Here is a 21940-nt window from a genome sequence, read left to right as displayed (position 1 = left end):
TGCTAGATCCGGATATTTCTTACATTTGTTAAATTGATTCTAGCCATCGACCATTTCCTCGCGCTTGATGTCCGCCAAGGAAGATGACTAGATGGAAAAGTCAAGCGTAACGGCCTGTCAACAGATAAATTGTGCCGGCCGCAATCGCCAAGCCATACGGCATCGAACCGGTGCTTGCACGCGCCTCCACGGGCACTGCGGGTAGCCTCAGCAGTGCTGGCCTGACGATGCTCCACATGTTGGTCAGCGCCAGTCCGAGCTGGCGGCGATAAATGAGGAAAGCGAGCGCCATCGCTCCGCCCGCGCACCAGGCCAGGATGGCGACGTACAAGGCGGGCCCCGGGCCGATGAAGGCGCCGACCGTGGCCATCATCTTGACGTCCCCGGCCGCCATGCCGCGGGCCAGATAGAAGGGCAGGAAGACCAGCAGACCGGTCAGCGCACCCTTGAGCGCATCGAGCAGTGCCGGACCGGGGTCTGGCGACAGCGCGTGCAGGGCCAGTGCGCCGGCCAGTCCGCTCAGCAGCAACAGGTTGGGAATGCGGCGGGTGGAGAGGTCATTGATCGCTGCGGCCACCACCAGCAGCAACAGCAGCGTGTCGAGGTAGGCTGCGACAGGCATGATGTGCTCCTCTTCGAAAAAAAAAGCCCCCCGGGGCTTTTGGCTCCGGGGGGCGACCGAGATTACTGGCCCGGGTTATCGGGCAGCTGCTGGGCGATATACTCGAACGCCGCTTTGATATCGGTGCCGACGGTGGCGGCGGTTGCCGCGATGGCGACACCGATCAGGGCTGCGATCAGACCATACTCGATCGCGGTCACACCTTCTTCGTCAGCAATGAAGTTCTTGATGGCGGAGGTAATGGTGCTCATGACAAACTCCTTCTAGTGGTTGAGAGGACTTCTACTACCGAGTCTTACTGACAGACGGGGCCCCGTCTTGTGCTGCTTCCGACTGCGTCTGTCAGTGAGTTCACTGTACCGAATAGTGCCCACGGCAAGTTGATGCCCGGCAAGTTTGCCGTGTGGAAATCTCTATTTCCTCAGCGACTTGCGCATCCACAAGCGAACCTCCGTCTTCATCGCTTTCCTCGCATCAAAAAGATAAATATTGTTAAGAATAGTTGCCTCCTATACAAAAACACTTTATGCTGTTTCTCTTGCCCGCCTAAAAAAGCGGCAGCCGTAGTACCAACCCGGCCGTGCTCTTGCGTGACTCAGTTTCTCTGCGTTTCTGAAAAAACCGACATGGATTCCCTGCTGCGACACATGGTGGACATGACTGGCCACCGCGATCACACGATGCTCGACATCTCCGTGATTTCGGCGGTACAGGAACTGGCGGGCGCGCTGCAGACCCGCGTCTTGAGCATTGCGACGGTCTGCGGCCAGCGATTCGTTCGCTCGCGCGCCTGCATCCGCGCCGGCGGCGTCGCCTGCCCGGAAGAGCAGCACGACGGCGGCAGCCCGGGCGAGCCGCTCGCGGCCTTTCCCGAACTGGCGCACTGCCTCGAACACCATGATTCGCGCGCCGAGGGCGTAGGCAGCGACGGCCTGCGCCGCCTGTGGCTGCCGATCTGGTTCGGCGACAAGGCCGATACCTGCCTCGAGATCGTGCACGCGCAAGGCTTCACCGCCGAATCGATCCATACGATCAGCGGGATCGTCAGCGTCTACCGCAACTTCCAGAACCTGCTCGACTACAGCGAGCGCGACTCGCTTACCGGCCTTCTGAACCGCAAGACCTTCGACGACCAGCTGGCGCGCATGCTGCACAGCGGCGACAGCGAACCCCTGGTGCCGGGCCAGCCGGAGCGGCGCCAGCACGGTGCCGAGGAAAAGCAGTGGCTGGCCGTGGTCGACGTCGACCATTTCAAGCTGGTGAACGACCGCTTCGGCCACCTGTACGGCGACGAAGTGCTGATCCTGGTCGCGAACCTGCTGCAATCCTCGTTCCGTTCGCAGGACCGCGTGTTCCGCTTCGGCGGCGAGGAGTTCGTGGTGCTGCTGCGCTCGACCACGCTGGAGAATGCCCGCAAGATCATCGACCGCTTCCGCACCAACGTCGAAGCGCACGTGTTCCCGCAGGTAGGCCGCGTCACGGTGAGCGTCGGCTTCACCAGCATCGGCGCCACCGATTCGCCGGTCGTGACCCTGGGTCACGCGGACCAGGCCCTGTACTTCGCCAAGACCAACGGCCGCAACCGCGCCTGTCACTACGAGGAACTGGTGGCGAACGGCCTGCTGCAGACCATCGCCACCAACGACACCGCCGAGTTCTTCTAGGGCGTCGGTACGCCCTGCGCGAATGCGAGGGCGTCTTCGAGGCGATCGTCGCCCCAGAACAGCTCTCCCTGCACGATGAAGCTCGGCGCACCGAAGAGCCCCAGGCGGCGCGCGGTCTCGGTCTGGGCACGCAGCGCGGCCTTGTTGGCCTCCCCTTCCGCCTCGCGCAGGACTGCCCCTGGGTCGGCCACCAGTCCCTCCAGCGCCGCCAGCACGGTGGCGGCGTCGTCGATGTCGGCGTCATCGGACCAGTTGCGCAGCATGACACGGCGGCAGTATTCACCCATCCAGGGCTGCCGCGCGCCGAGCAGCGCGACCCGCATCGGCAGCAGGGCCCGGCGTGGAAAGGACGAGGGCCTGGTGAAAGGAAGGCCGTATTTCGCGGCCCGGCGCGCCATGTCGCGCCAGACGTACTCGCCCTTCTCCTTCTGCTCGACGAAGGGCGAGCTTTGCCAGCCGAGTTCACGGAAGATCGGCCCGAGCAGGAAGGGCTTCCAGTGCAGCGGCACGCAGGCGTTACGGGCGAGCGCCTCGATGCGCATGGTCGACAGGTAGCTGTAGTTGCTGCCGAACTCGAACCAGTATTCGATGGGTGGGTGCATGGCCTTCCTCGCTTGGTATAGTCTGTGAAGAGTATGCAGGCACTCGCCTGCCGCTACAACAGGAGTGTCCGGGATGAGCAGGGTACTGATCGTGACGGGCGCCGGACGCGGCATCGGTGCCGCCATCGCCAGGCAGGCCGCGGCCAGGGGCCATGCGGTGGCGGTCAACTACCGCCATGACGAAGCGGCGGCGCAGGCGCTAGTGTCCTACGTCACCGGGACGACGCTGCGCTGCGCGGGCGGGCTGTAGGCGCCGGCGTTCAGGAGTCGGCGATGTGCATGAAGCGCAGCGGATCGACCTTCCACTTCTCGGCCGACTCGTGGCGCAGGATCTTGTCGCCGCCGCCAAATCCGAGCGGCTTGGACAGGTCGAGGGTCTGCGGCTTGATGTAGCCCTGGCTCTTGGTGCTGAAGAAGACGTTGACCTTCGGCGTGAGCAGGCTGGTTTCGTGCGGCTCGATCACCACGCCCAGGCGGCCGGATTCGAGCAGCACCAGGGTGCCGACCGGGTAGATGCCGACGCAGCGCATGAATTCCTGGGCCAGCGTCGGGCTGAAGTGGAACTTGCTCCATTCGTAGATCTTGCGCAGCGCTTCGGCCGCCGGCATGCCCTTGTGGTAGCAGCGGTCCGAGGTGATGGCGTCGTAGACGTCGACGATCGCCGCCATCTGTGCCAGTTCGCTGATCGCGCCCTCGGCCTGCTGGTCCGGATAGCCGCTGCCATCGCGCCGCTCGTGGTGGTGCAGCGTGATGTCGAGCGGGATCGGGCCGATCTCCGGGGTCTTGACCAGGATGTCGTAGCCGTCGCGCGGGTGGCGCTTGATGATGCCGTATTCCTCGTCGCTCAGGCGGCCCTGCTTGTTCAGGATGCTGTCCGGCACCAGCGCCTTGCCGGTGTCGTGCAGCAGTCCGCCCAGGCCGGCCTGGTAGATCGTTTCCTCGTCCATCTTGCGCGAACGGCAGAACGCGACCAGCAGCGCGCACACGCTGACCGAATGCAGGAAGGTGTAGTCGTCCTTGTTCTTGATGCGCAGGAGGCCGAGCAGCGCGCCGGAATTACGCAGGATCGATTCGGTCACGCTCTCCACGACCGGCCCCACCTTGTCCAGCTCCACGGCCTTGCCCAGGCGGGCGTCGGCCATCACGGTGCGCACCAGGCCGGCGGCCTGTCTGCGGATGTTGGCGGCGCGGGCCAGCTCTTCGCCCAGCGAAACGCGGGTGACGATCAGCGGCTTGGTCGCGATGGCCGTCACCTCCGCTTCCGTGGCGGCGTCGGCCTGCGCCAGGGTCGGCGCATCGTCCACGTCCAGGCCCTTGCTGCAATCGATGACGACGCCGTGGATCCGCGCATTGCGAATCTTGAGGATTTCGTCCTCAGTGGTCAGCACGAAACGGTTACGCATGAAGGGATGGTCCATCCAGCCGCAATCGAGATCGTGGATGAACATCCCGACCTTCAGCTGTGAAGCATCCACCTTTTTCAACATGTCACTACTCTGCTCTGTAATAATGTCGGCGCCAGTCGGCCGCAGTGCAGTATAACAATTCTGTTACACAGAAGCATTGATTGTTGCTTACCAAACACATCCTTAATAGATGGAACTTCGTCAATTCCGGTATTTTGTCGCCATCGTCGACCATGGCTCGCTGTCGCGCGCCGCGCTGGTCCTGCACGTGGCACAGCCGGCCCTGACCCAGCAGCTGCGCCAGCTCGAAGAGGAACTGGGGGCGCAACTGCTGCATCGCTCGGCCCATGGCGTGGTCAGCACCGACGCCGGGAAGATCTTCTATGAGCACGCCCAGGCCATCCTCAAGCAGGTGGCCGATGCCCGCGCGGCGGTGGTCCAGTCGACCACACGCCCTTCGGGCAGCGTGTCGCTCGGCCTGCCGCACAGTATTTCGGGCGCCCTGGCCCTGCCGCTCCTGAAGGCCACCCGCGCCAGGTACCCGGAAATCACCCTGCAGCTGACCGAAGAAATCTCGGGCAGCCTCACCGAACAGCTCAAGTCGGGCCGCCTGAACCTGGCGGTGTTGTTCGACCAGGCCCCGGCCGGGCATTTCACCGCGACGGCGCTGGTCGAGGAAGACCTGATGTTCATCTGCCGGGCCGGCTCGGATTTCGCGCCCGTGACGGACAAGCTGAGCCTGCGTGAAGCCCTGGCCAGCACCCTGATCCTGCCGGCGCGCCAGCACGGCGTGCGGCCGCTGGTCGAGCAGGCGGCGCAGGGGGCCGGCCTGGCGCTCGGCACGATCCTGGAAATTAATTCGATCGCCATCCTGCGCTCCGCCCTGCTGGCCGACCTGGGCGCCACCCTTCTGCCGGTCGCGCCGCTGCTGGCCGACATCGAACGCGGCGCGATGGCGGCCTGGCCGGTGGGCGAGCCGGCGGTGACGCGCCGCGTGACCCTGTGCGCCTCGCGGAATATCCCGCTGACGAATGCGGCAGCGGCCATCGCGAAGCTGGTGCGCGAAGTGACCGAAGACCTGTGCGAACGCGGCGCCTGGCCGGGTGCGCGCTTGACCACATAACGGTCATCAGATTTTCTTATACCCCCATCCGCATTTCCTATTGGCCCTGGCGCGGCCAACTGCCTACACTCCACGCGAATAAAAGTGCCCTAGCACTCCTGTCGCTACCGCGACCCCGTTCCATCCGCCCTGCCTACCCGGCAGCCAGCCCGGAACACCCGATTCACGATCTTGGAGACACCCATGCCTGATACCGTCACGCCACAAGCGGCGACGCCGGACTATTCGTCCCGCCTGAATACCGTCACCCTCGACGACAAATACACCGCCAGGACCGGCAACATCTTCCTGTCCGGCATCCAGGCCCTGGTGCGCCTGCCGATGATGCAGCGCGAGCGCGACGCCGCCGCCGGCCTGAACACCGCCGGCTTCGTGTCCGGCTACCGCGGTTCGCCGCTCGGCGGCCTCGACGAGACCCTGTGGAAGGCCAAGGGCCACCTGGAAGCCAACCAGGTGCAGTTCGTCCCCGGCGTGAACGAAGACCTGGCCGCCACCGCCGTCTGGGGCACCCAGACCGTCGACCTGATCGGCCCGGCCAAGTACGACGGCGTATTCGCCATGTGGTACGGCAAGGGCCCGGGCGTGGACCGCTGCGGCGACGTCTTCAAGCACATGAACCATGCCGGCACCGCGAAACACGGCGGCGTGCTGCTGGTGGCAGGCGACGACCACGGCGCCTACTCCTCGACCCTGCCGCACCAGTCCGACCATATCTTCTCGGCCTGCATGATCCCGGTGCTCTACCCCTGCAACGTGCAGGAATACCTGGACCTGGGCTTGCATGGCTGGGCCATGTCGCGCTACTCGGGCTGCGCGGTGGCCTTCAAGGCCCTGGCCGACACGGTCGAATCGAGCGCCTCGGTCGACGCCAACCCCTTCCGCGTCGAGGTCAAGTACCCGAAAGACTTCGTGATGCCGGAAGGCGGCCTGAATACCAAGCTGTCCTCCGTCCCGCTGGGCCAGCAGGCGCGTGCCCAGGAAGCGCTGATGCAGGACTACAAGATCTACGCGGCCCTGGCCTACGCCAGAGAAAACAAGCTGAACCGCACCACCATCGACAGCCCGAACGCCAAGCTGGGCATCATCGCCTCGGGCAAGTCCTACCTGGACGTGCTGGAAGCGCTGGAAGAACTGGGCATCGACGAAGCGATGGCCGAGAAGGTCGGCCTGCGCCTGTACAAGGTGGCGATGATCTGGCCGCTGGAACCGGAAGGCGTGCGCGAATTCGCGCAGGGCCTGGAAGAGATCCTGGTGGTCGAAGAGAAGCGCCAGGTCGTCGAATACCAGCTGAAGGAACAGCTGTACAACTGGCGCGACGACGTGCGCCCGCACATCGTCGGCAAGTTCGACGACAAGGGCGAATGGGTGGCGCCGCGCGGCGACTGGTTGCTGCCGCCCAAGGCCGACTTCTCGGTGGCCCAGGTGGCGCGCGTGATCGCCGGCCGCATCGCGCGCCTGGTGCACGATGAGACCACCCGTGACCTGATCAAGGCGCGCCTGGCCTTCCTGGAAGCCAAGGACGCCGTGCTTGCCAAGGCGATCACCACGCCCTTCCGCCCGGCCTTCTACTGCTCCGGCTGCCCGCACAACACCTCGACCAAGGTGCCGGACGGTTCCTTCGCGCTGGCCGGCATCGGCTGCCACGTGATGGCGACCTCGATCTACCCGGAGATGAACAAGCTCACCACCCACATGGGCGGCGAAGGCACGCCCTGGATCGGCCAGGCCGCGTTCTCCAAGGTACCGCACGTGTTCCAGAACCTGGGCGACGGCACCTATTTCCACTCGGGCTACCTGGCGATCCGCGCGGCGGTGGCGGCCAAGGTGAACATCACCTATAAAATCCTGTACAACGACGCGGTCGCGATGACCGGCGGCCAGCCGGTGGACGGCCAGACCTCGGTGCCGATGATCGCCCAGCAGATGGCGGCCGAAGGCGTGAAACGCATCGCCCTCGTGACCGAAGACCTGTCGCGCTACGCGGACCGCTCCAACCTGCCGGCCATGGTCACCCTGCACGACCGCAAGCAGATGGACGACGTCCAGCGCGAACTGCGCGAGCTGCCGGGCGTGACGGTCATCATCTACGACCAGACCTGCGCCGCCGAGAAGCGCCGCCGCCGCAAGAAAGGCGAGTTCCCCGACCCGAACCAGCGCATGGTGATCAACGAAGCGGTGTGCGAAGGCTGCGGCGACTGCGGTATCCAGTCGAACTGCGTCTCGATCCTGCCGAAGGAAACCGAATTCGGCCGCAAGCGCCAGATCGACCAGTCCTCGTGCAACAAGGATTACTCGTGCGCGAAAGGCTTCTGCCCTAGTTTTGTTACCGTCGAAGGCGGCGCGCTCAAGAAGAGCAAGACCGGCGTATCGAAAAGCGGCAGCGAAGACGGCTGGGGCGCCCTGCCGGAACCGAAGCTGCCGAGCGTCGAGCATCCGTACAACATCCTGATCAACGGCATCGGCGGCACCGGCGTGATCACCGTCGGCGCACTGATGGGCATGGCCGCCCACCTCGAAGGCAAGGGCGCCTCGGTGCTGGACATGACCGGCATGAGCCAGAAGAACGGCTCGGTGACCTCGCACGTGAAGATCGCCGCCACCCCGGACCGTCTGCGCGCCCAGCGCATCGCCACCGGCGAAGCGGACCTTATCCTGGGCTGCGACATCCTGACCACCGGCGCCGCCGATGCGGTGTCCAAGATGCGTCCGGGCCGCACGCTCGCCATCGTCAACCTGCACGAGCAGCCGACCGGCACCTTTGCCCAGCAGCGTGACTGGGAATTCCCGTCCAGCGACGTGCGCGCGCTGATCCTGGAAGCCGTGGGCGGTGAATCGGGTGTCGATTTCGTCGATGCCACCAAGCTGGCGACCGCGCTGATGGGCGACTCGATCGCGACAAACCTGTTCCTGATGGGTTACGCCTGGCAGAAAGGCCGCATCCCGCTGAGCGAAGCCGCCCTGCTGCGCGCGATCGAACTGAACGGCGTGGCGGTCGCGTCCAACAAGATGAGCTTCCTGTGGGGCCGCCGCGCCGCCGTGGACTTCAAGCGCGTCGAACAGCAGGCCATTCCCGCACAGGCGATCGTGGTGCAGATGCCGCAAAGCCTGGACAGCGTGATCAAGAAGCGCGTCGAGCACCTGACCGGCTACCAGGACGCCGCCTATGCGGCCGTTTATGAAGACCTGGTGAAACGCGTGCGCGAGCTTGAGACCGCGAAGGGCCTGGGCAACAAGCTGTCGATGGCGGTGGCGAAGAACTACGCCAAGCTGATGGCCTACAAGGACGAGTACGAAGTGGCGCGCCTGTACACCGATGGCTGCTTCGTCGAGCAGCTCAAGACCCAGTTCGAGGGCGACTTCTCGCTCAAGTTCAACCTGGCGCCGCCGATGTTTGCCAAGAAGGACGCCAAGGGCCACATGGTCAAGGCGCACTACGGCTCGTGGATGTTCGGCGCCTTCAAGCTGCTGGCGAAGATGAAGGGCCTGCGTGGCGGCGCCTTCGACGTCTTCGGCAAGACCGCGGAGCGCAAAATGGAACGCGCCCTGATCGTGGAGTACCGCGACATGGTGGAAGCCCTGGTGGCCAAGCTGGACGCATCCAACCATGCCGATGCGGTCGAACTGGCCTCGCTGCCGGAACAGATCCGCGGCTTCGGCCATGTGAAGGAAAAAGCCGTGGCCGAGTTCCGTGCGCGCAAGGCTGAGCTGCTCTCCGGCAACATCAAACGCCGCGCCGCCTGATGCTTCTGGGGGTGGACTTCGGTCCACCCCGTCACATGCCCTGTGCCCGGCTTGACGTTAACGTTAACGTCATATACCGTACCGAGATACCCCTGTCCTCCCGAACTCCAAGGACCCATCCAATGAACGACATCACCCCCGCCGCGAAACTCGACCTGCCGGAGCAGCCGAAGCTGGCCAACAAGGTGCGCTTCGTCACCGCCGCATCCCTGTTCGACGGCCATGACGCCTCGATCAACATCATGCGCCGCATCCTGCAGTCGAACGGCGCCGAAGTGATCCACCTCGGCCACAACCGCTCGGTCGACGAAGTCGTCACCGCGGCGCTCAGCGAAGACGTGCAAGGCATCGCCATTTCGAGCTACCAGGGCGGCCACGTCGAATACTTCAAGTACATGATCGACCTGCTGCGCCAGCGCGGCGGCGCCCACATCAAGGTGTTCGGCGGCGGCGGCGGTGTGATCGTCCCGAGCGAGATCGAAGAACTGCACGCCTACGGCGTCACCCGCATCTTCAGCCCGGAAGACGGTCAGCGCATGGGCCTGGTCGGCATGATCCGCTGGATGCTGGAAAGCTGCGACGTCGATCTGTCGTCCTACGCCCCGACCTCGCTGGACGCACTGCAGCAGGGCGACATCGCTGCGCGCCACCGCCCGCTGGCCCAGCTGATCACCGCGCTGGAAAACGGCAAGGCCGACGAAGCCCTGCGCAAGCAGATCATGGAAGCGGCCGACAGCGTCAAGGCGCCGGTCCTCGGCATTACCGGCACCGGCGGCGCGGGCAAATCCTCGCTGACCGATGAACTGATCCGCCGCATCCGCCTCGACCAGGGCGACCGCCTCAACATCGCCGTCATCTCAATCGATCCGTCGCGCCGCAAGTCGGGCGGCGCTCTGCTGGGCGACCGCATCCGCATGAACGCGATCAACCCGTGGAACGGCCAGGCGCGCGTGTTCATGCGCTCGCTCGCCACGCGCGAAGCCGGTTCCGAGATCTCGCAGGCCCTCCCTGGCGTGATCGCGGCCTGCAAGGTGGCCGGCTTCGACCTGGTGATCGTGGAGACTTCGGGCATCGGCCAGGGCGACGCCGCCATGGTGCCGCACGTCGACACCTCGATGTACGTGATGACCCCGGAATTCGGCGCCGCCTCGCAGCTCGAGAAAATCGACATGCTCGACTTCGCGGACTTCATCGCCATTAATAAATTCGACCGCAAGGGCGCCCAGGACGCACTGCGCGACGTTGCTAAACAGTACCAGCGCAACCGCGAGCTGTGGAGCCGCCAGCCGGACGACATGCCGGTGTACGGCACCCAGGCCTCGCGCTTCAACGATGACGGCGTCACCGCCCTGTACCACGGCCTGCTGCCGAAGCTGGCCGAGCTGGGCCTGCAGGTGGAACCCAGCAAACTGGCCGCACCGTCGCAAAAGTACTCGAGCGGCAAGAACGTGATCGTCCCGCCGGCGCGCGCCCGTTATCTGGCCGAGATCGCCGACACCGTGCGCGGCTACCACCGCAACGTCAAGAAGCAGGTGCAACTGGCGCGCGAGCGCCAGCAGCTGAGCGAAACCAAGCGCATGCTGGCCGCTGCCAACCGCGACGTGGTATTGGACGACCTGATCACCGAGCGTGACAACGCCATGGAAGGCGGCGCGAAGAAGCTGCTGGCCATGTGGCCGGACATGCAGGCCGCCTACGCGGGCGACGACTACGTCGTGAAAATCCGCGACAAGGAAATCCGCACCCGCCTGGTGCAGAAGACCCTGTCGGGCAACCCGATCCGCAAGGTCGCGCTGCCCAAGTTCGAGGACCACGGCGAGATCCTGCGCTTCCTGATGCTGGAAAACGTGCCGGGTTCCTTCCCTTACACGGCGGGCGTGTTCGCGTTCAAACGCGAAGGCGAAGACCCGACCCGCATGTTCGCGGGCGAAGGCGACGCCTTCCGCACCAACAAACGCTTCAAGCTCGTGTCGACCGGCATGGATGCAAAACGGCTGTCGACCGCTTTTGATTCGGTGACCCTGTACGGCGCCGACCCGGCCATCCGTCCGGACATCTACGGCAAGGTCGGCAACTCGGGCGTGTCGATCGCGACCCTGGACGACATGAAGGTGCTGTACGACGGTTTTGATTTGTGCAGCCCGTCGACCTCGGTCTCGATGACCATCAACGGCCCAGCTCCGACGATCCTGGCGATGTTCATGAACACCGCCATCGACCAGCAGATCGACAAGTTCGTGGCGGACAACCATCGCCAGCCGACCGACGACGAAGCGCAAAAGATCAAGGACTGGGTCCTGATGAACGTGCGCGGCACCGTGCAGGCCGACATCCTGAAGGAAGACCAGGGCCAGAACACCTGCATCTTCTCCACCGAGTTCTCGTTGAAGGTGATGGGCGACATCCAGGAATATTTCGTCCACCACCAGGTGCGCAACTTCTATTCGGTGTCGATCTCGGGCTACCACATCGCCGAAGCGGGCGCGAACCCGATCTCGCAGCTGGCCTTCACGCTGTCGAACGGTTTCACCTTTGTCGAAGCCTACCTGGCGCGCGGCATGCACATCGACGACTTCGCCCCGAACCTGTCCTTCTTCTTCTCAAACGGCATGGATCCGGAATACACGGTGCTGGGCCGCGTGGCGCGCCGTATCTGGGCCGTCGCGATGCGCGACAAGTACGGCGCCAACGAGCGCAGCCAGAAGCTCAAGTACCACATCCAGACGTCGGGTCGCTCGCTGCACGCGCAGGAGATCGACTTCAACGACATCCGCACCACGCTGCAGGCCTTGATCGCGATCTACGACAACTGCAACTCGCTGCATACCAATGCCTACGACGAAGCGATCACCACGCCGACCGACGAATCGGTCCGTCGCGCACTGGCGATCCAGCTGATCATCAACCGCGAATGGGGCCTGGCGAAGAACGAAAACCCGAACCAGGGCGCCTTCATCATCGACGAGCTGACCGACCTGGTCGAAGAGCAGGTGATGCAGGAGTTCGAGCGCATCGCCGAGCGCGGCGGCGTGCTGGGCGCGATGGAAACCGGCTACCAGCGCGGCAAGATCCAGGAAGAGTCGATGCTGTACGAGCACAAGAAGCACGACGGCTCGCTGCCGATCATCGGCGTGAACACCTTCCGCAACCCGAACGGCGCCGGTGCCCCGGCGACGATCGAACTGGCGCGATCGACCGACGACGAAAAGCAGTCGCAGCTGACCCGCCTGGAAGCCTTCCACGCACGCAATGCGGACAAGGCCCCCGCCGCCCTGGCCGCGCTGCAGCAGGCCGCGATCGACAACGAGAACGTGTTCGCCAAGCTGATGGACGCCGTGCGCGTCTGCTCGCTGGGCCAGATCACGACGGCGCTGTTCGAGGTTGGCGGGCAGTATCGCCGCAATATGTAAGACCCGGATACTAAGGCCACGCTTGGTATTCATGAGAGGCTAGCTCGATCCCGGGCTAGCCTTTTTCATTTTGTGCTGTCGCGTTCTTTTAACGGGAACATCAGGTCAAAAATAGCGCAGGCATTTACTTGTTGAAATAAAACTAAAACGAGCGCAACATAAAGTTGGTTGCCATAAGTAATCGTTTCTCAAGCACACATGCCTAGCGAAGGAGCTTTACCGTGGACCTGATCGACCAGCTGCGAACACTTGCAACGCGAATCCAGAGTACCAAGTCCCTGATTCAGACAGAAGAAGCGACCAAGAACGCTATGGTCATGCCCTTTATCCAGCTTCTCGGCTACAACGTCTTCGATCCAACCGAGGTGACACCCGAGCTGGTCGCTGACATCGGCACAAAGAAGGGAGAAAAGGTCGACTACGCGATCCTCCGCGATGGCGATCCAATCATGCTATTCGAGTGTAAGAAGTGTGGTGCCGATCTCCATATCAACCACGCAGGTCAACTATTCAGATATTTCCACGTGACGGAATCGCGCTTTGGTGTGCTGACTAACGGACTGAAATACAAGTTCTTTACCGACCTCGAGCAACCAAACAAGATGGATGACACGCCATTCTTTGAATTCGACATCCTCGACTTCAAGGAACGGGACGTGGAGGAGCTCAAGAAGTTCGCGAAGACCACTTTTGATGTCGATACGATCCTTAACACTGCTAGCGACCTGAAGTACACACGTGCGATTCAAGAGCGGCTGGCAGAGTGGGTGTCCAATCCTCCAGACGAATTTGTTCGTTTGCTGTCCAGCGACTTGCTCGGCGGCCGCCGCTTTACACCGACCCTCAAAGACCAGTTCACACAAATCACGAAGCGTGCTTTTGAGCAACTCCTTGCCGAACGTATCAATGTCCGCCTGAAGGGTGCAATGGCTGCAGAGTTTCCGTTCGTTGAAGAGAACGCAGCACCGATCATCCCCCGCACGGATGACGAGCCGGAAATCGTTACGACCGCTGAGGAAATCGAAGGACTTCACATTGTCCGATCGATTCTGCGTGACGTCGTTAGCCCGAGGCGCATCGTGATGCGTGACAATCTGAGCTATTGCGCGATTCTACTGGACGACAACAATCGAAAGCCTGTTTGCCGACTGCGCTTCAATAACACGCAAAAGCTAGCAGTCGGAATTTTCGGTACGGACAAGTCGGAAGAAAAGTTCGTCCTGAATGAAATTGACGACCTCTACGGATTTGCAGACAAGCTGCGTGCAACCGTAGCGATGCATCTACCGCAGGAAGAGTAAAAGTAGTCGAATCTGCGTGTCGTAACGTCGCCGCCTTCCGAAGTATCGACGGCGGCGTTACAAGCAACGCTCAGCCAAACGTCACCGCATACACCGGCGGCAGCGTGGCGGACAGGGTCCGCCAGCTGTCGCCGCCGTTTTCCGAGATCCACACCCCGCCCGTCGTCGATCCCATCAGGAGGGTATGGCCGTCGCTGCTCACCGCCAGCCCGTGGCGGTACACCAGGTCGTAGCAATGCTCTTGCGGCAGGCCATGGCGCAGCACCTCGAAGCTCCTGCCGCCGTCGCGCGTGCGCAGCACCGCCATGGCGGCGCCGACCGGGATGCGGCGCTGGTCCGCCTCCAGCGGGACGAACCAAACCGTGTTGCCGTCCATCGGATGGGCCGCTACCGCGAAGCCGAAGCGCGGCAGCGGCGCCGCCGTGATCTCCTGCCAGCGCCGCCCGCCATCCAGCGAGCGCCATATGCCGTTGTGGTGCTGGCACCAGAGCATGTCCGGCTGCCCCGCACAACGCACGATGCGGTGCGGGTCCTGGACTTCCTCGTTCTCGTTCATCTCGGGCGGCATGTAGTCGGCGCGCATGCCGGTCGAACTGACGGCCCAGCTGGCGCCCCCGTCCTCGCTGCGCCAGGCGCCGCCGCAGGAGACGCCGACCAGGAGCTGCCTGGCGTCGCGCGGGTCGACGCTGATGCTGTGGATGCCGGGCACGTCGTAGCCGCCGCCGAACCAGTTGGCCCGCTGCGGCACGTCCCACAGCGGACGCACCAGTTGCCAGGAATCGCCGTGGTCGCGCGAGACGAACAGGCCGCCGGGCAGCGTGCCCGCCCACAGCTGGCCGGGCTGGCTGGCGTGGCCCGCCTCCAGCGCCCAGACCATGCGGTTGTTCCAGTCGGTCTTGTCGTCCGACGTCTCCGGATTGGGCGGGTAGCTTGGGGCGGGCAGCACGCAATGCGCCTGCCGAGGTCTCGATCTGGGGCACGCTGGTAAAGCGCGCCAGTTGCTGGGTGAAGAACAGCCGTGCCATCGCCCGCCCGTCATTTCTAATGTGAAATAGCATTCTATGCCTGTCCGGCCAGCATCGCACCTGTCCAATCCCGTTAGCCCCGCATCCGCGCCTGCCCTAGAATGGACTGACGACCATTCATGGAGTTCATGCATGCCGATCCAGCCCGAGCAACTTGCCGCCCTGATGGCCGAAGTCGAACAGGAAGATCCGATCGACTTCGCCGACCTTCCCTTTCCCGAGGACGAGCTGCGCACCCTGGTGGCCACCCACCTGTGCGAAATGGCGGCCGCGATGGAAAATTTCAGCACCGAAGACCGCTTGATGACCCTATTGGCCGTATCGGCCAAGCTGGTGCTCGAGAACCTGGTGCTGCATGTCCAGCTGCTGCGCCGTCATGGTCTTCCCGTGGGTGACGATGTCGAGGAATTGCTGGGTCGTTTGCGCAAAGGAAACGCGCCAGAATAAGGCTTGTAGCACCCGCCCAACACTAAATTTTTTGAGAGCAACAATCAGAAATCTTTTGCAACAATGTATCATCCATGTTGCGTTGGCACAGGATTCCATCATGTATTATTGTTGTCGAGTTAATTCTTCGCACCAACATGCGAATGCCAGACAACCCTCAAGGAATTCCTATGCCGCGCCACGCCTCCAAGCTCAAGCTTTCCGCCGCACTTCTTTCCAGCGCCTTCCTGATGGCGGGTTTGTCCGCCTGCAGCAATAACCAGTCGACCGAGACACTGCTGGCCGAAGCCAAGCAGTATCAACAGAAGGGCGACGTCAAGGCGGCGATGATCCAGCTGAAGAACGCGGTGGCCAAGAGCCCCGAAGACGCCGAAGCCCGTATCCAGCTGGGCATGCTGCACCTGGAAGTGGGCGACGCCGTCTCGGCGGACAAGGAACTGCGCAAGGCCCGTTCCCTCGGCGCCGATGCCGGACGAGTCCTGCCGCTGCTGGGCAAGGCCAATATGCTGCAGGGCCGTGCCAAGGAATTGCTGGACGACATTTCTGCCGACCAGGCCAAGGGCTCGGCGCCGCTGCTGGCTCTGCGTGGCGACGCCTTGCTTGTCACCGGCAAGCCGGACGAAGCCAAGGCCGCGTTCGAGGCTGCGCTGGCCATCGATCCGAACCTGGGCGCTGCCTTCCTCGGCCTGGCGCGCTATGCCATGCTGAACAATGACCGCGCGGGCGCGGAGCGCCTGCTGGCCGAGGCGCTGGCCAAGGACCCGAAGAATCCCGACGTCTGGATGGCGCAGGGCAGTATGCTGCGCATGAGCAACAAGGCCGACGAGGCCATTGCGGCCTATGACGAAGCCCTCAAGCTCAAGCCGAACGACCGCGATGCCTATATCGAAAAGGCCTACGTTGAGATCGGTCGAGGCAAGTTCCCAGCCGCTAAGCTTGCCGTGGAAGGCGCCGAGAAAGCAGCGCCAGGCAACCTGCTGGTGGTCTATGTGCGCGCCCTGTACGAATTCTCCCAAGGTAAGTATGCCGTCGCCCAGGAATCGCTGCAAAAGATCCTGAAAGTGGCGCCGGAACATATGCCGACCCTGCTGCTGGCGGGCGCTTCCGAGATGAATCTTGGTGCCGTACAGCAGGCTGAACAGCACCTGCGCAAGTATCTCGAGAGCAATCCAGACAATGTCTATGCACGCAAGCTGCTGGCCCAGACCCTGCTCAAGAGCAGCCAGCCGGCCGATGCGGCCGCGGCGCTGGCGCCGGTACTGAAGGATGGCACCCAGGATGCGCAACTGCTGGCCCTGGCCGGCCAGTCCTACATGCAGGTACGCGATTTCAGCAAGGCCAGCGGCTACCTGGAAAAAGCGGCCGAACTGGCGCCCAAGGCGGCGGGCGTGCGCACTTCGCTGGGCATCTCGAAATTGGCCCAGGGCGACCAGGCGCGCGGTCTGAAGGAACTGGAACTGGCCGCCACGCTCGACCCGAAATCGGCGGAAGCCAGTATCGCCCTGGTCCAGACGCACATGGGCCTGAAGCAGTTCGACAAGGCCTTGCAGGCCATCGCCTCCCTGGAAAAACAGCAGCCTGACAGCCCGCAGGTACAGAACCTGAAAGGCCAGGTCTACCTGGCCAAGGGAGACCTGGCCAACGCACGCGCCGCCTGGGACAAGGCGGTGGCGCTGCAGCCTGCCTTCCTGCCTGCGACCGCCAACCTGGCACGCCTGGACCTGCAGGCAAAGCAGCCCGACGCGGCCAAGGGACGTTTCCTGAAAGTGCTGGAAAAGGACAAGAACAACGTCGACGCGATGACGGCGCTGGCCGAGCTGGCCTTGGTGCAGAACCGTCCGGACGAGGTCACGAGCTGGCTCGAAAAGGCCAGTAACGCCAATCCGGAAGCGGTGGCGCCGGCCCTCAACCTGGGCATGCACTATGTCCGCACCAACCAGGCACAGAAGGCCCTGACCCTGGCGCGCAAGCTGCAACCCGCCAATCCGACGCATGGCGGCCTGCTCGAAATGATGGGCCAGGCGCAAATGGCGACCAAGGACACGGCAGGCGCCCTCGAAACCTATGGCAAGCTGGTGAACGTCATGCCGAAGTCGGCGCTGGCGCAGCTGCGCCTGGCCGGCGTGTACACGGCCATGAAGAACGAAGCCTCGGCCGCCACCCACCTCAAGCGCGCCATCGAGCTGGAGCCAAATTTCGTCCCGGCCCGCCTGGCCCAGATCGACATGGCACTGCGCGCCGGCCGTCCTGACGAGGCACTGCAGGTTACGCGCGAGCTGCAGCAACGCGAGCCCAAGTCCCCAGCCGGCTATATGCTGGAAGGCGACGTGATGCTGGCGCAAAAGAAACCGGCGCAAGCCGTGGCGGCCTACGAGAAGGCCCAGTCGCTGTCCAATTCGCCAGGCCTGCTGCTCAAGACGATGCAGGCAATGAACATGGCCGGCAAGGGCAAGGAAGCCAGCGCGCGCGGCACGCAATGGCTGAACAAGCATCCGAACGACGTGCGCGTCGCCTTGATGGTGGCGGAAATCAATCTCGGCAACAAGGAATTCAAGCAGGCGATTCCGGTGCTCGAGCGCGCGCTCAAGGCCGCGCCGAACAATGCACAAGTCTTGAACAACCTGGCCTGGGCCTATCAGCAGGAAAAAGATCCACGCGCCTTGGCGACGGCGGAACAAGCCTTCAAGCTGGCAGGCGACCATCCAGGCATCATGGATACCCTCGGCTGGCTGCTGGTGGAAAAAGGAGACACCGCGCGTGCCCTGCCGCTGCTGCAAAAGGCGGTCGAGAAGGCGCCGAACGCACCGGACATCCGCTATCACCTGGGAGTCGCGTTGCATAAATCGGGCGACAAGCAGGGCGCCCGCAAGGAAATCGACAAGGCGCTCGCCCAGAATACGCCTTTCAATGAAATTGATGCCGCGCGCGCATTGCTCAAGACCCTGTAAGTTTGATAATATATTGATATCAAACTGGTTCCGGTTCCGCTGCGCCGATGGTGCGGCGGAACCGCCCCGCTCAACGGAAACGGGGCAGGACCGATATAAGCCACGCCTCAATGCAAGGACGTGGCATACCAACCATCTCGGGCTCTCCTGAACCATCGCATGTCTGCATAAAGGCATGCGATGGCGCTGTCTTGTTCCTCATCGGCCCAGGTTTCATTGGCTGCTTCCCTAGCGAACGCGCGATATATGTCAGTCGCGATACTATGGCAGCCTCTACTTTCGAGGATGGTTTATCGTGAACGACGATTCGTACGGAATTCGTCTACCGGATACTGCTGAGGGCCGAAATTCGGCCAGCATGCTTGTAAAACGCATGTATGCCCGTCGCGGGTATACTGGTTCGCGCCATGTCCTCGACGAGCATAACCGTGTCACCCTGACCGCCACCGACAAAGGTGAAGTGGTCGGCACGGTGACCATCGGTATCGATTCGGAGCTCGGCCTGATGGCCGACGAATTGTTCAAGGACATTCTTGACGAGCATCGCGCGCGTGGCGCACGGCTGTGTGAATGCACCAAGTTAGCGTTTGACCTCTCGGAGCGGTCGAGAGTTCCCTTGGCGAACGTATTTCATTTGGCGCTCATTTATGCGCGCGACCTGTACGACTGCACCGACGTCGTCATCGAAATCAATCCGCGCCATCGCCGCTTTTACGAGCGCATGCTCGGCTTCCGCCAGCAAGGCGATTTGAAAATCAATCCGCGCGTGAATGCCCCGGCCTACCTGATGCACCTGAGCCTCGATTACGTGACCGAACAGGTCGAACGCCTGGGCGGAACCTTCGACACTCCCGCCGGCAGCGCGGAACGCTCGCTCTACCCCTACTTCTTTTCCCCCCGCGAGGAACGCGGTATTATCAACCGCCTGTTGCGCATGGATGAGCACCACATTTCCCCATAGCGCAATATAGCGGTACCTGTATCGATAAGGCCGATCACGCGCATGCGCGGCAGCGGCGCTTTCCGTCAACTACTCCCATCCTACGATGAAAAATCCGTTTCGCTACGAGCAGGCTTTTGCGCGCAATATTGGCTGGATCACCCCCGAAGAACAACAACGATTGCGCAACAAGCGCGTGGCGATCGCCGGCATCGGCGGCGTCGGCGGCGTTCATCTGCTGACCTTGACGCGTCTCGGTATTTCGAAATTCAATATCGCCGATTTCGATCGTTTCGATATTCCGAATTTCAACCGCCAGGTAGGCGCGATGATGTCCACGTTGGGGCAGCCGAAAGCGGAAGTACTGGAGCGCATGGCGCTCGACATCAATCCCGAGGTCGAGATCCGGATATTCCCGGACGGCGTGGATGCGGGTAATCTCGACGATTTCCTGGGCGATGCCGACCTGTATGTCGACGGCCTCGATTTCTTTGCCTTCGACGTGCGCCGCCAGACTTTCGCAAGGTGCGCGCAGCTGGGCGTGCCGGCGACCACCGCGGCGCCGCTGGGCATGGGCGCGGCCCTGCTGAACTTCATGCCGGGAGGGATGACCTTCGAGGAATATTTCCAGTGGGGCGACTTGCCGGACATCGACAAGGCGATCCGTTTCGCCATCGGCCTGGCGCCGGCCGGGCTGCACCGCCCCTATCTCGTGATGCCGGAAGCGGTGAACTTCGACGAGCAGCGTGGCCCCTCGACCTTCATGGCCTGCCAATTGTGCGCCGGCATCGTTGGAACAGAAGCGCTGAAGATTCTGCTCGGCCGCGGCAAGGTATTGGCGGCGCCCTGGGGAATGCAATTCGATGCCTACCGCAACAAGCTCAAGCGGACTTGGCGCCCGAGCGGCAACTCCCATCCAATCCAGAAGCTGGCGATTGCGATCGGCAAACGTCAGTTTGCAGGCAAGTAGTACACAGAATCGAAAGCTGAAAAAAATCCACTGCCAAGGCAGTGGATTTTTTTTGGCCGGACCTGGCAAGCCAGGTCACCCGTCATTACTTCTTGACCTGCTTGCGACGGCGGGCTGCACCCAGGCCCAGCAGGCCCAGACCCAGCAGACCCAGCGAGGCTGGTTCAGGCACTTGGCCAGGTGCGCGGAAGACCACGTCCAGCGAACCATTGATTTCCTGGGTACCGCCGATTTCGAAGTTGTTCAGCTGGCCCGACTGGAACGACAAGGTATAGAACGGACGCGGCACGACAAAGAATTGCGGGCCGAAGCCGGCCAGGCTAAAGGTCGAGGTGGCACCGAAGCTGCCGCAGTTGATGCCATCAGGGCCGCAGGTCGGCAAGGTCGGATCCAGCACACCGTATCCCGACAGCGGGTCGCCCGAAGCCAGCAGCAGGTCGTCACCTGCCGCGCCGGTGGCGACCGGGCCGGCACCACTGCCCGGCATAGTGAAGGTGGTGTCCAGGTTAACGTCGAGGTACATCGAAAGGTTGCCGCTGCCTTCCGTGAAACGGAACACGTTCTTACCGTCTTCGACACCATAGGTGCCCGAAGCGCTGTACAGAGCATAGATGCCGTAATCGTTATTCAGGCCAGTTTTGACCACCGGGGTTGTGCCGTTATTGTCGACGAACTGGCCCGCGTTCCATACCAGCGAAACATTGAAGGTGCCGTCTTGATTGAAGGTAGCAATTTCGTTGTAGTTACCGGTGATCTTGTCTGCAGTGAACTCGCGGCCGTCATAGTTGACGGTGAACGGATTGAAGTTGTCAGCCTTTGCAGCGGTACCAAACAGTGAAACGGCTGCGATCGAGCAAGCAATAATGGTCTTCGAGACTACTTTCATCTTGGTTCTCCTGATTGTAGGGGTTCGTGCTACACACTCAGGCTTAAGCAAGCTCCGTGCCAGTTAATAAAAATTATTTAAAATCAATTACTTAGCATTTTCATTTGTTAAAAAAAAATAGCATTGTAAAAAATCTCGACAACAAAATGTTACCTAGCGGAAGGGTTCTGCATAGGCTTGCGTAACACCACGTTCCAAGTATTTCCTGAGTTAAATTCACTAGCAATCTGGTATCCAGCGTCGAGGACTTTGGCACGGATCTCTTCCACATGGAAAGGGCTATACAGGATGCCTTTTTTGATCCCCCAATCATTGATCTTCTGCGCGGCCCAACGCAGCGGTGCGAAGCCGCTCGGATACAGCAGCACGTTGGCCGCCAGCGTCCCGCCCGGCTTGAGCACGCGCAGAATGTCGCGCAGGGCGCCGTCGACGGTCGGGAAGCAGTGGATCGAATTGGCGATGTTGGCCGTATCGAAGTGGTTCTCCGGGAAAGGCAGGTCGGCCGCATCGGCGTGCTGCACCTTTACTTGCGGATCCTTGGCGAAGCGCTTTTTAGCGCCAGCCAGCATCGATGGCGCATAATCGATGCCGACCACGTTCACCTTCGGCAGCTTGCGGCGGCAGCGCCAGTTGAGGATCATTTCCAGCAGCGTGCCCGTACCGCAGGCAACCTCCAGATGGTCGGGGCCGAAGTTCGGGCCGAAGAAACGCATCTGGGTGCCGATCGTGCTGTTATAGGCAAACGTGAGGATGAAGAAACCGCGGATGTCGTACCACCACGGCTCGGATGAATAGGCTTCGGCGATTTCATCCCGGGTTTTACCGATCGTCATGGGCATTCCTTGCTGTGAGATG

At 62.4% G+C, this 21940-nt stretch carries 17 protein-coding genes; 10 read left to right on the top strand and 7 right to left on the bottom strand.

Annotation, left to right across the window (positions count from 1 at the left end):
* Positions 1-100: 100 nt before the first annotated feature.
* Positions 101-622 (bottom strand): A24 family peptidase, encoded by a 522-nt coding sequence (locus MasN3_RS02105; protein ID WP_281911880.1) that lies wholly within the window; start codon positions 620-622, stop codon positions 101-103.
* A gap of 62 nt (positions 623-684) precedes the next feature.
* On the bottom strand, positions 685-873 hold the full coding sequence (locus MasN3_RS02100; RefSeq protein ID WP_281911878.1) for a Flp family type IVb pilin: 189 nt from the start codon (positions 871-873) through the stop codon (positions 685-687).
* Positions 874-1248: 375 nt separating this feature from the next.
* On the opposite strand from MasN3_RS02100, the gene MasN3_RS02095 reads away from it, so the two are divergent.
* On the top strand, positions 1249-2286 hold the full coding sequence (locus MasN3_RS02095) for a GGDEF domain-containing protein (protein WP_281911876.1): 1038 nt from the start codon (positions 1249-1251) through the stop codon (positions 2284-2286).
* Here MasN3_RS02095 and MasN3_RS02090 read toward each other — a convergent pair.
* Positions 2283-2888, bottom strand: a complete 606-nt coding sequence (locus tag MasN3_RS02090) for a 2-hydroxychromene-2-carboxylate isomerase (RefSeq protein ID WP_281911874.1) — start codon at positions 2886-2888, stop codon at positions 2283-2285. The two genes, MasN3_RS02095 and MasN3_RS02090, sit on opposite strands and share 4 nt — an antisense overlap.
* 73 nt (positions 2889-2961) lie before the next feature.
* Between MasN3_RS02090 and MasN3_RS02085 the strand changes: the two genes are divergently transcribed.
* A complete protein-coding gene (locus tag MasN3_RS02085; protein ID WP_281911873.1) occupies positions 2962-3138 on the top strand; it encodes an SDR family NAD(P)-dependent oxidoreductase in 177 nt (58 codons plus the stop codon).
* 10 nt (positions 3139-3148) lie between these two features.
* Here MasN3_RS02085 and MasN3_RS02080 read toward each other — a convergent pair whose 3' ends face one another.
* Positions 3149-4375 carry an HD-GYP domain-containing protein gene (locus MasN3_RS02080; protein ID WP_370662325.1) on the bottom strand — a complete coding sequence of 409 codons (1227 nt, stop codon included), beginning with the start codon at positions 4373-4375 and terminating at the stop codon, positions 3149-3151.
* 109 nt (positions 4376-4484) lie between these two features.
* Between MasN3_RS02080 and MasN3_RS02075 the strand changes: the two genes are divergently transcribed.
* From MasN3_RS02075 to MasN3_RS02060, 4 genes are all read left to right on the top strand, one after another.
* Positions 4485-5417 (top strand): LysR substrate-binding domain-containing protein, encoded by a 933-nt coding sequence (locus MasN3_RS02075; RefSeq protein ID WP_281911868.1) that lies wholly within the window; start codon positions 4485-4487, stop codon positions 5415-5417.
* A 183-nt stretch (positions 5418-5600) separates the two neighbouring features.
* Positions 5601-9158 (top strand): indolepyruvate ferredoxin oxidoreductase family protein, encoded by a 3558-nt coding sequence (locus MasN3_RS02070; RefSeq protein ID WP_281911866.1) that lies wholly within the window; start codon positions 5601-5603, stop codon positions 9156-9158.
* A 122-nt stretch (positions 9159-9280) separates the two neighbouring features.
* On the top strand, positions 9281-12568 hold the full coding sequence (gene icmF, locus MasN3_RS02065) for a fused isobutyryl-CoA mutase/GTPase IcmF (protein WP_281911865.1): 3288 nt from the start codon (positions 9281-9283) through the stop codon (positions 12566-12568).
* A gap of 221 nt (positions 12569-12789) precedes the next feature.
* Positions 12790-13869 carry a type I restriction endonuclease gene (locus MasN3_RS02060; protein ID WP_281911863.1) on the top strand — a complete coding sequence of 360 codons (1080 nt, stop codon included), beginning with the start codon at positions 12790-12792 and terminating at the stop codon, positions 13867-13869.
* A gap of 70 nt (positions 13870-13939) precedes the next feature.
* Here MasN3_RS02060 and MasN3_RS02055 read toward each other — a convergent pair whose 3' ends face one another.
* On the bottom strand, positions 13940-14815 hold the full coding sequence (locus tag MasN3_RS02055) for a WD40/YVTN/BNR-like repeat-containing protein (protein ID WP_281911861.1): 876 nt from the start codon (positions 14813-14815) through the stop codon (positions 13940-13942).
* A gap of 211 nt (positions 14816-15026) precedes the next feature.
* On the opposite strand from MasN3_RS02055, the gene MasN3_RS02050 reads away from it, so the two are divergent.
* From MasN3_RS02050 to MasN3_RS02035, 4 genes are all read left to right on the top strand, one after another.
* The gene (locus MasN3_RS02050; RefSeq protein WP_281911860.1) at positions 15027-15341 is read left to right on the top strand and encodes a hypothetical protein; all 315 of its coding nucleotides are present in this window, start codon (positions 15027-15029) and stop codon (positions 15339-15341) included.
* A gap of 170 nt (positions 15342-15511) precedes the next feature.
* Positions 15512-18289: an XrtA/PEP-CTERM system TPR-repeat protein PrsT gene (prsT, locus tag MasN3_RS02045; protein WP_281911858.1), complete on the top strand. Its 2778-nt coding sequence runs from the start codon at positions 15512-15514 to the stop codon at positions 18287-18289.
* A 295-nt stretch (positions 18290-18584) separates the two neighbouring features.
* The gene (locus MasN3_RS02040; protein ID WP_281911856.1) at positions 18585-19250 is read left to right on the top strand and encodes an N-acyl amino acid synthase FeeM domain-containing protein; all 666 of its coding nucleotides are present in this window, start codon (positions 18585-18587) and stop codon (positions 19248-19250) included.
* A gap of 85 nt (positions 19251-19335) precedes the next feature.
* Positions 19336-20199, top strand: a complete 864-nt coding sequence (locus tag MasN3_RS02035) for a ThiF family adenylyltransferase (protein WP_281911853.1) — start codon at positions 19336-19338, stop codon at positions 20197-20199.
* Positions 20200-20284: 85 nt separating this feature from the next.
* On the opposite strand, the gene pepA is transcribed toward MasN3_RS02035, so the two are convergent.
* Both pepA and MasN3_RS02025 read right to left on the bottom strand, forming a co-directional pair.
* Positions 20285-21085, bottom strand: coding sequence for a flocculation-associated PEP-CTERM protein PepA (gene pepA / locus MasN3_RS02030; protein ID WP_281911851.1), 801 nt, complete (start codon positions 21083-21085; stop codon positions 20285-20287).
* Positions 21086-21234: 149 nt separating this feature from the next.
* Positions 21235-21918, bottom strand: coding sequence for a class I SAM-dependent methyltransferase (locus tag MasN3_RS02025; protein WP_281911849.1), 684 nt, complete (start codon positions 21916-21918; stop codon positions 21235-21237).
* Positions 21919-21940: the final 22 nt, after the last annotated feature.

The organism is Massilia varians, assembly GCF_027923905.1.
In the GTDB taxonomy this organism is placed as follows: domain Bacteria; phylum Pseudomonadota; class Gammaproteobacteria; order Burkholderiales; family Burkholderiaceae_D; genus Telluria; species Telluria varians_B.
This window is presented reverse-complemented; position numbering and strand designations above follow the sequence as displayed.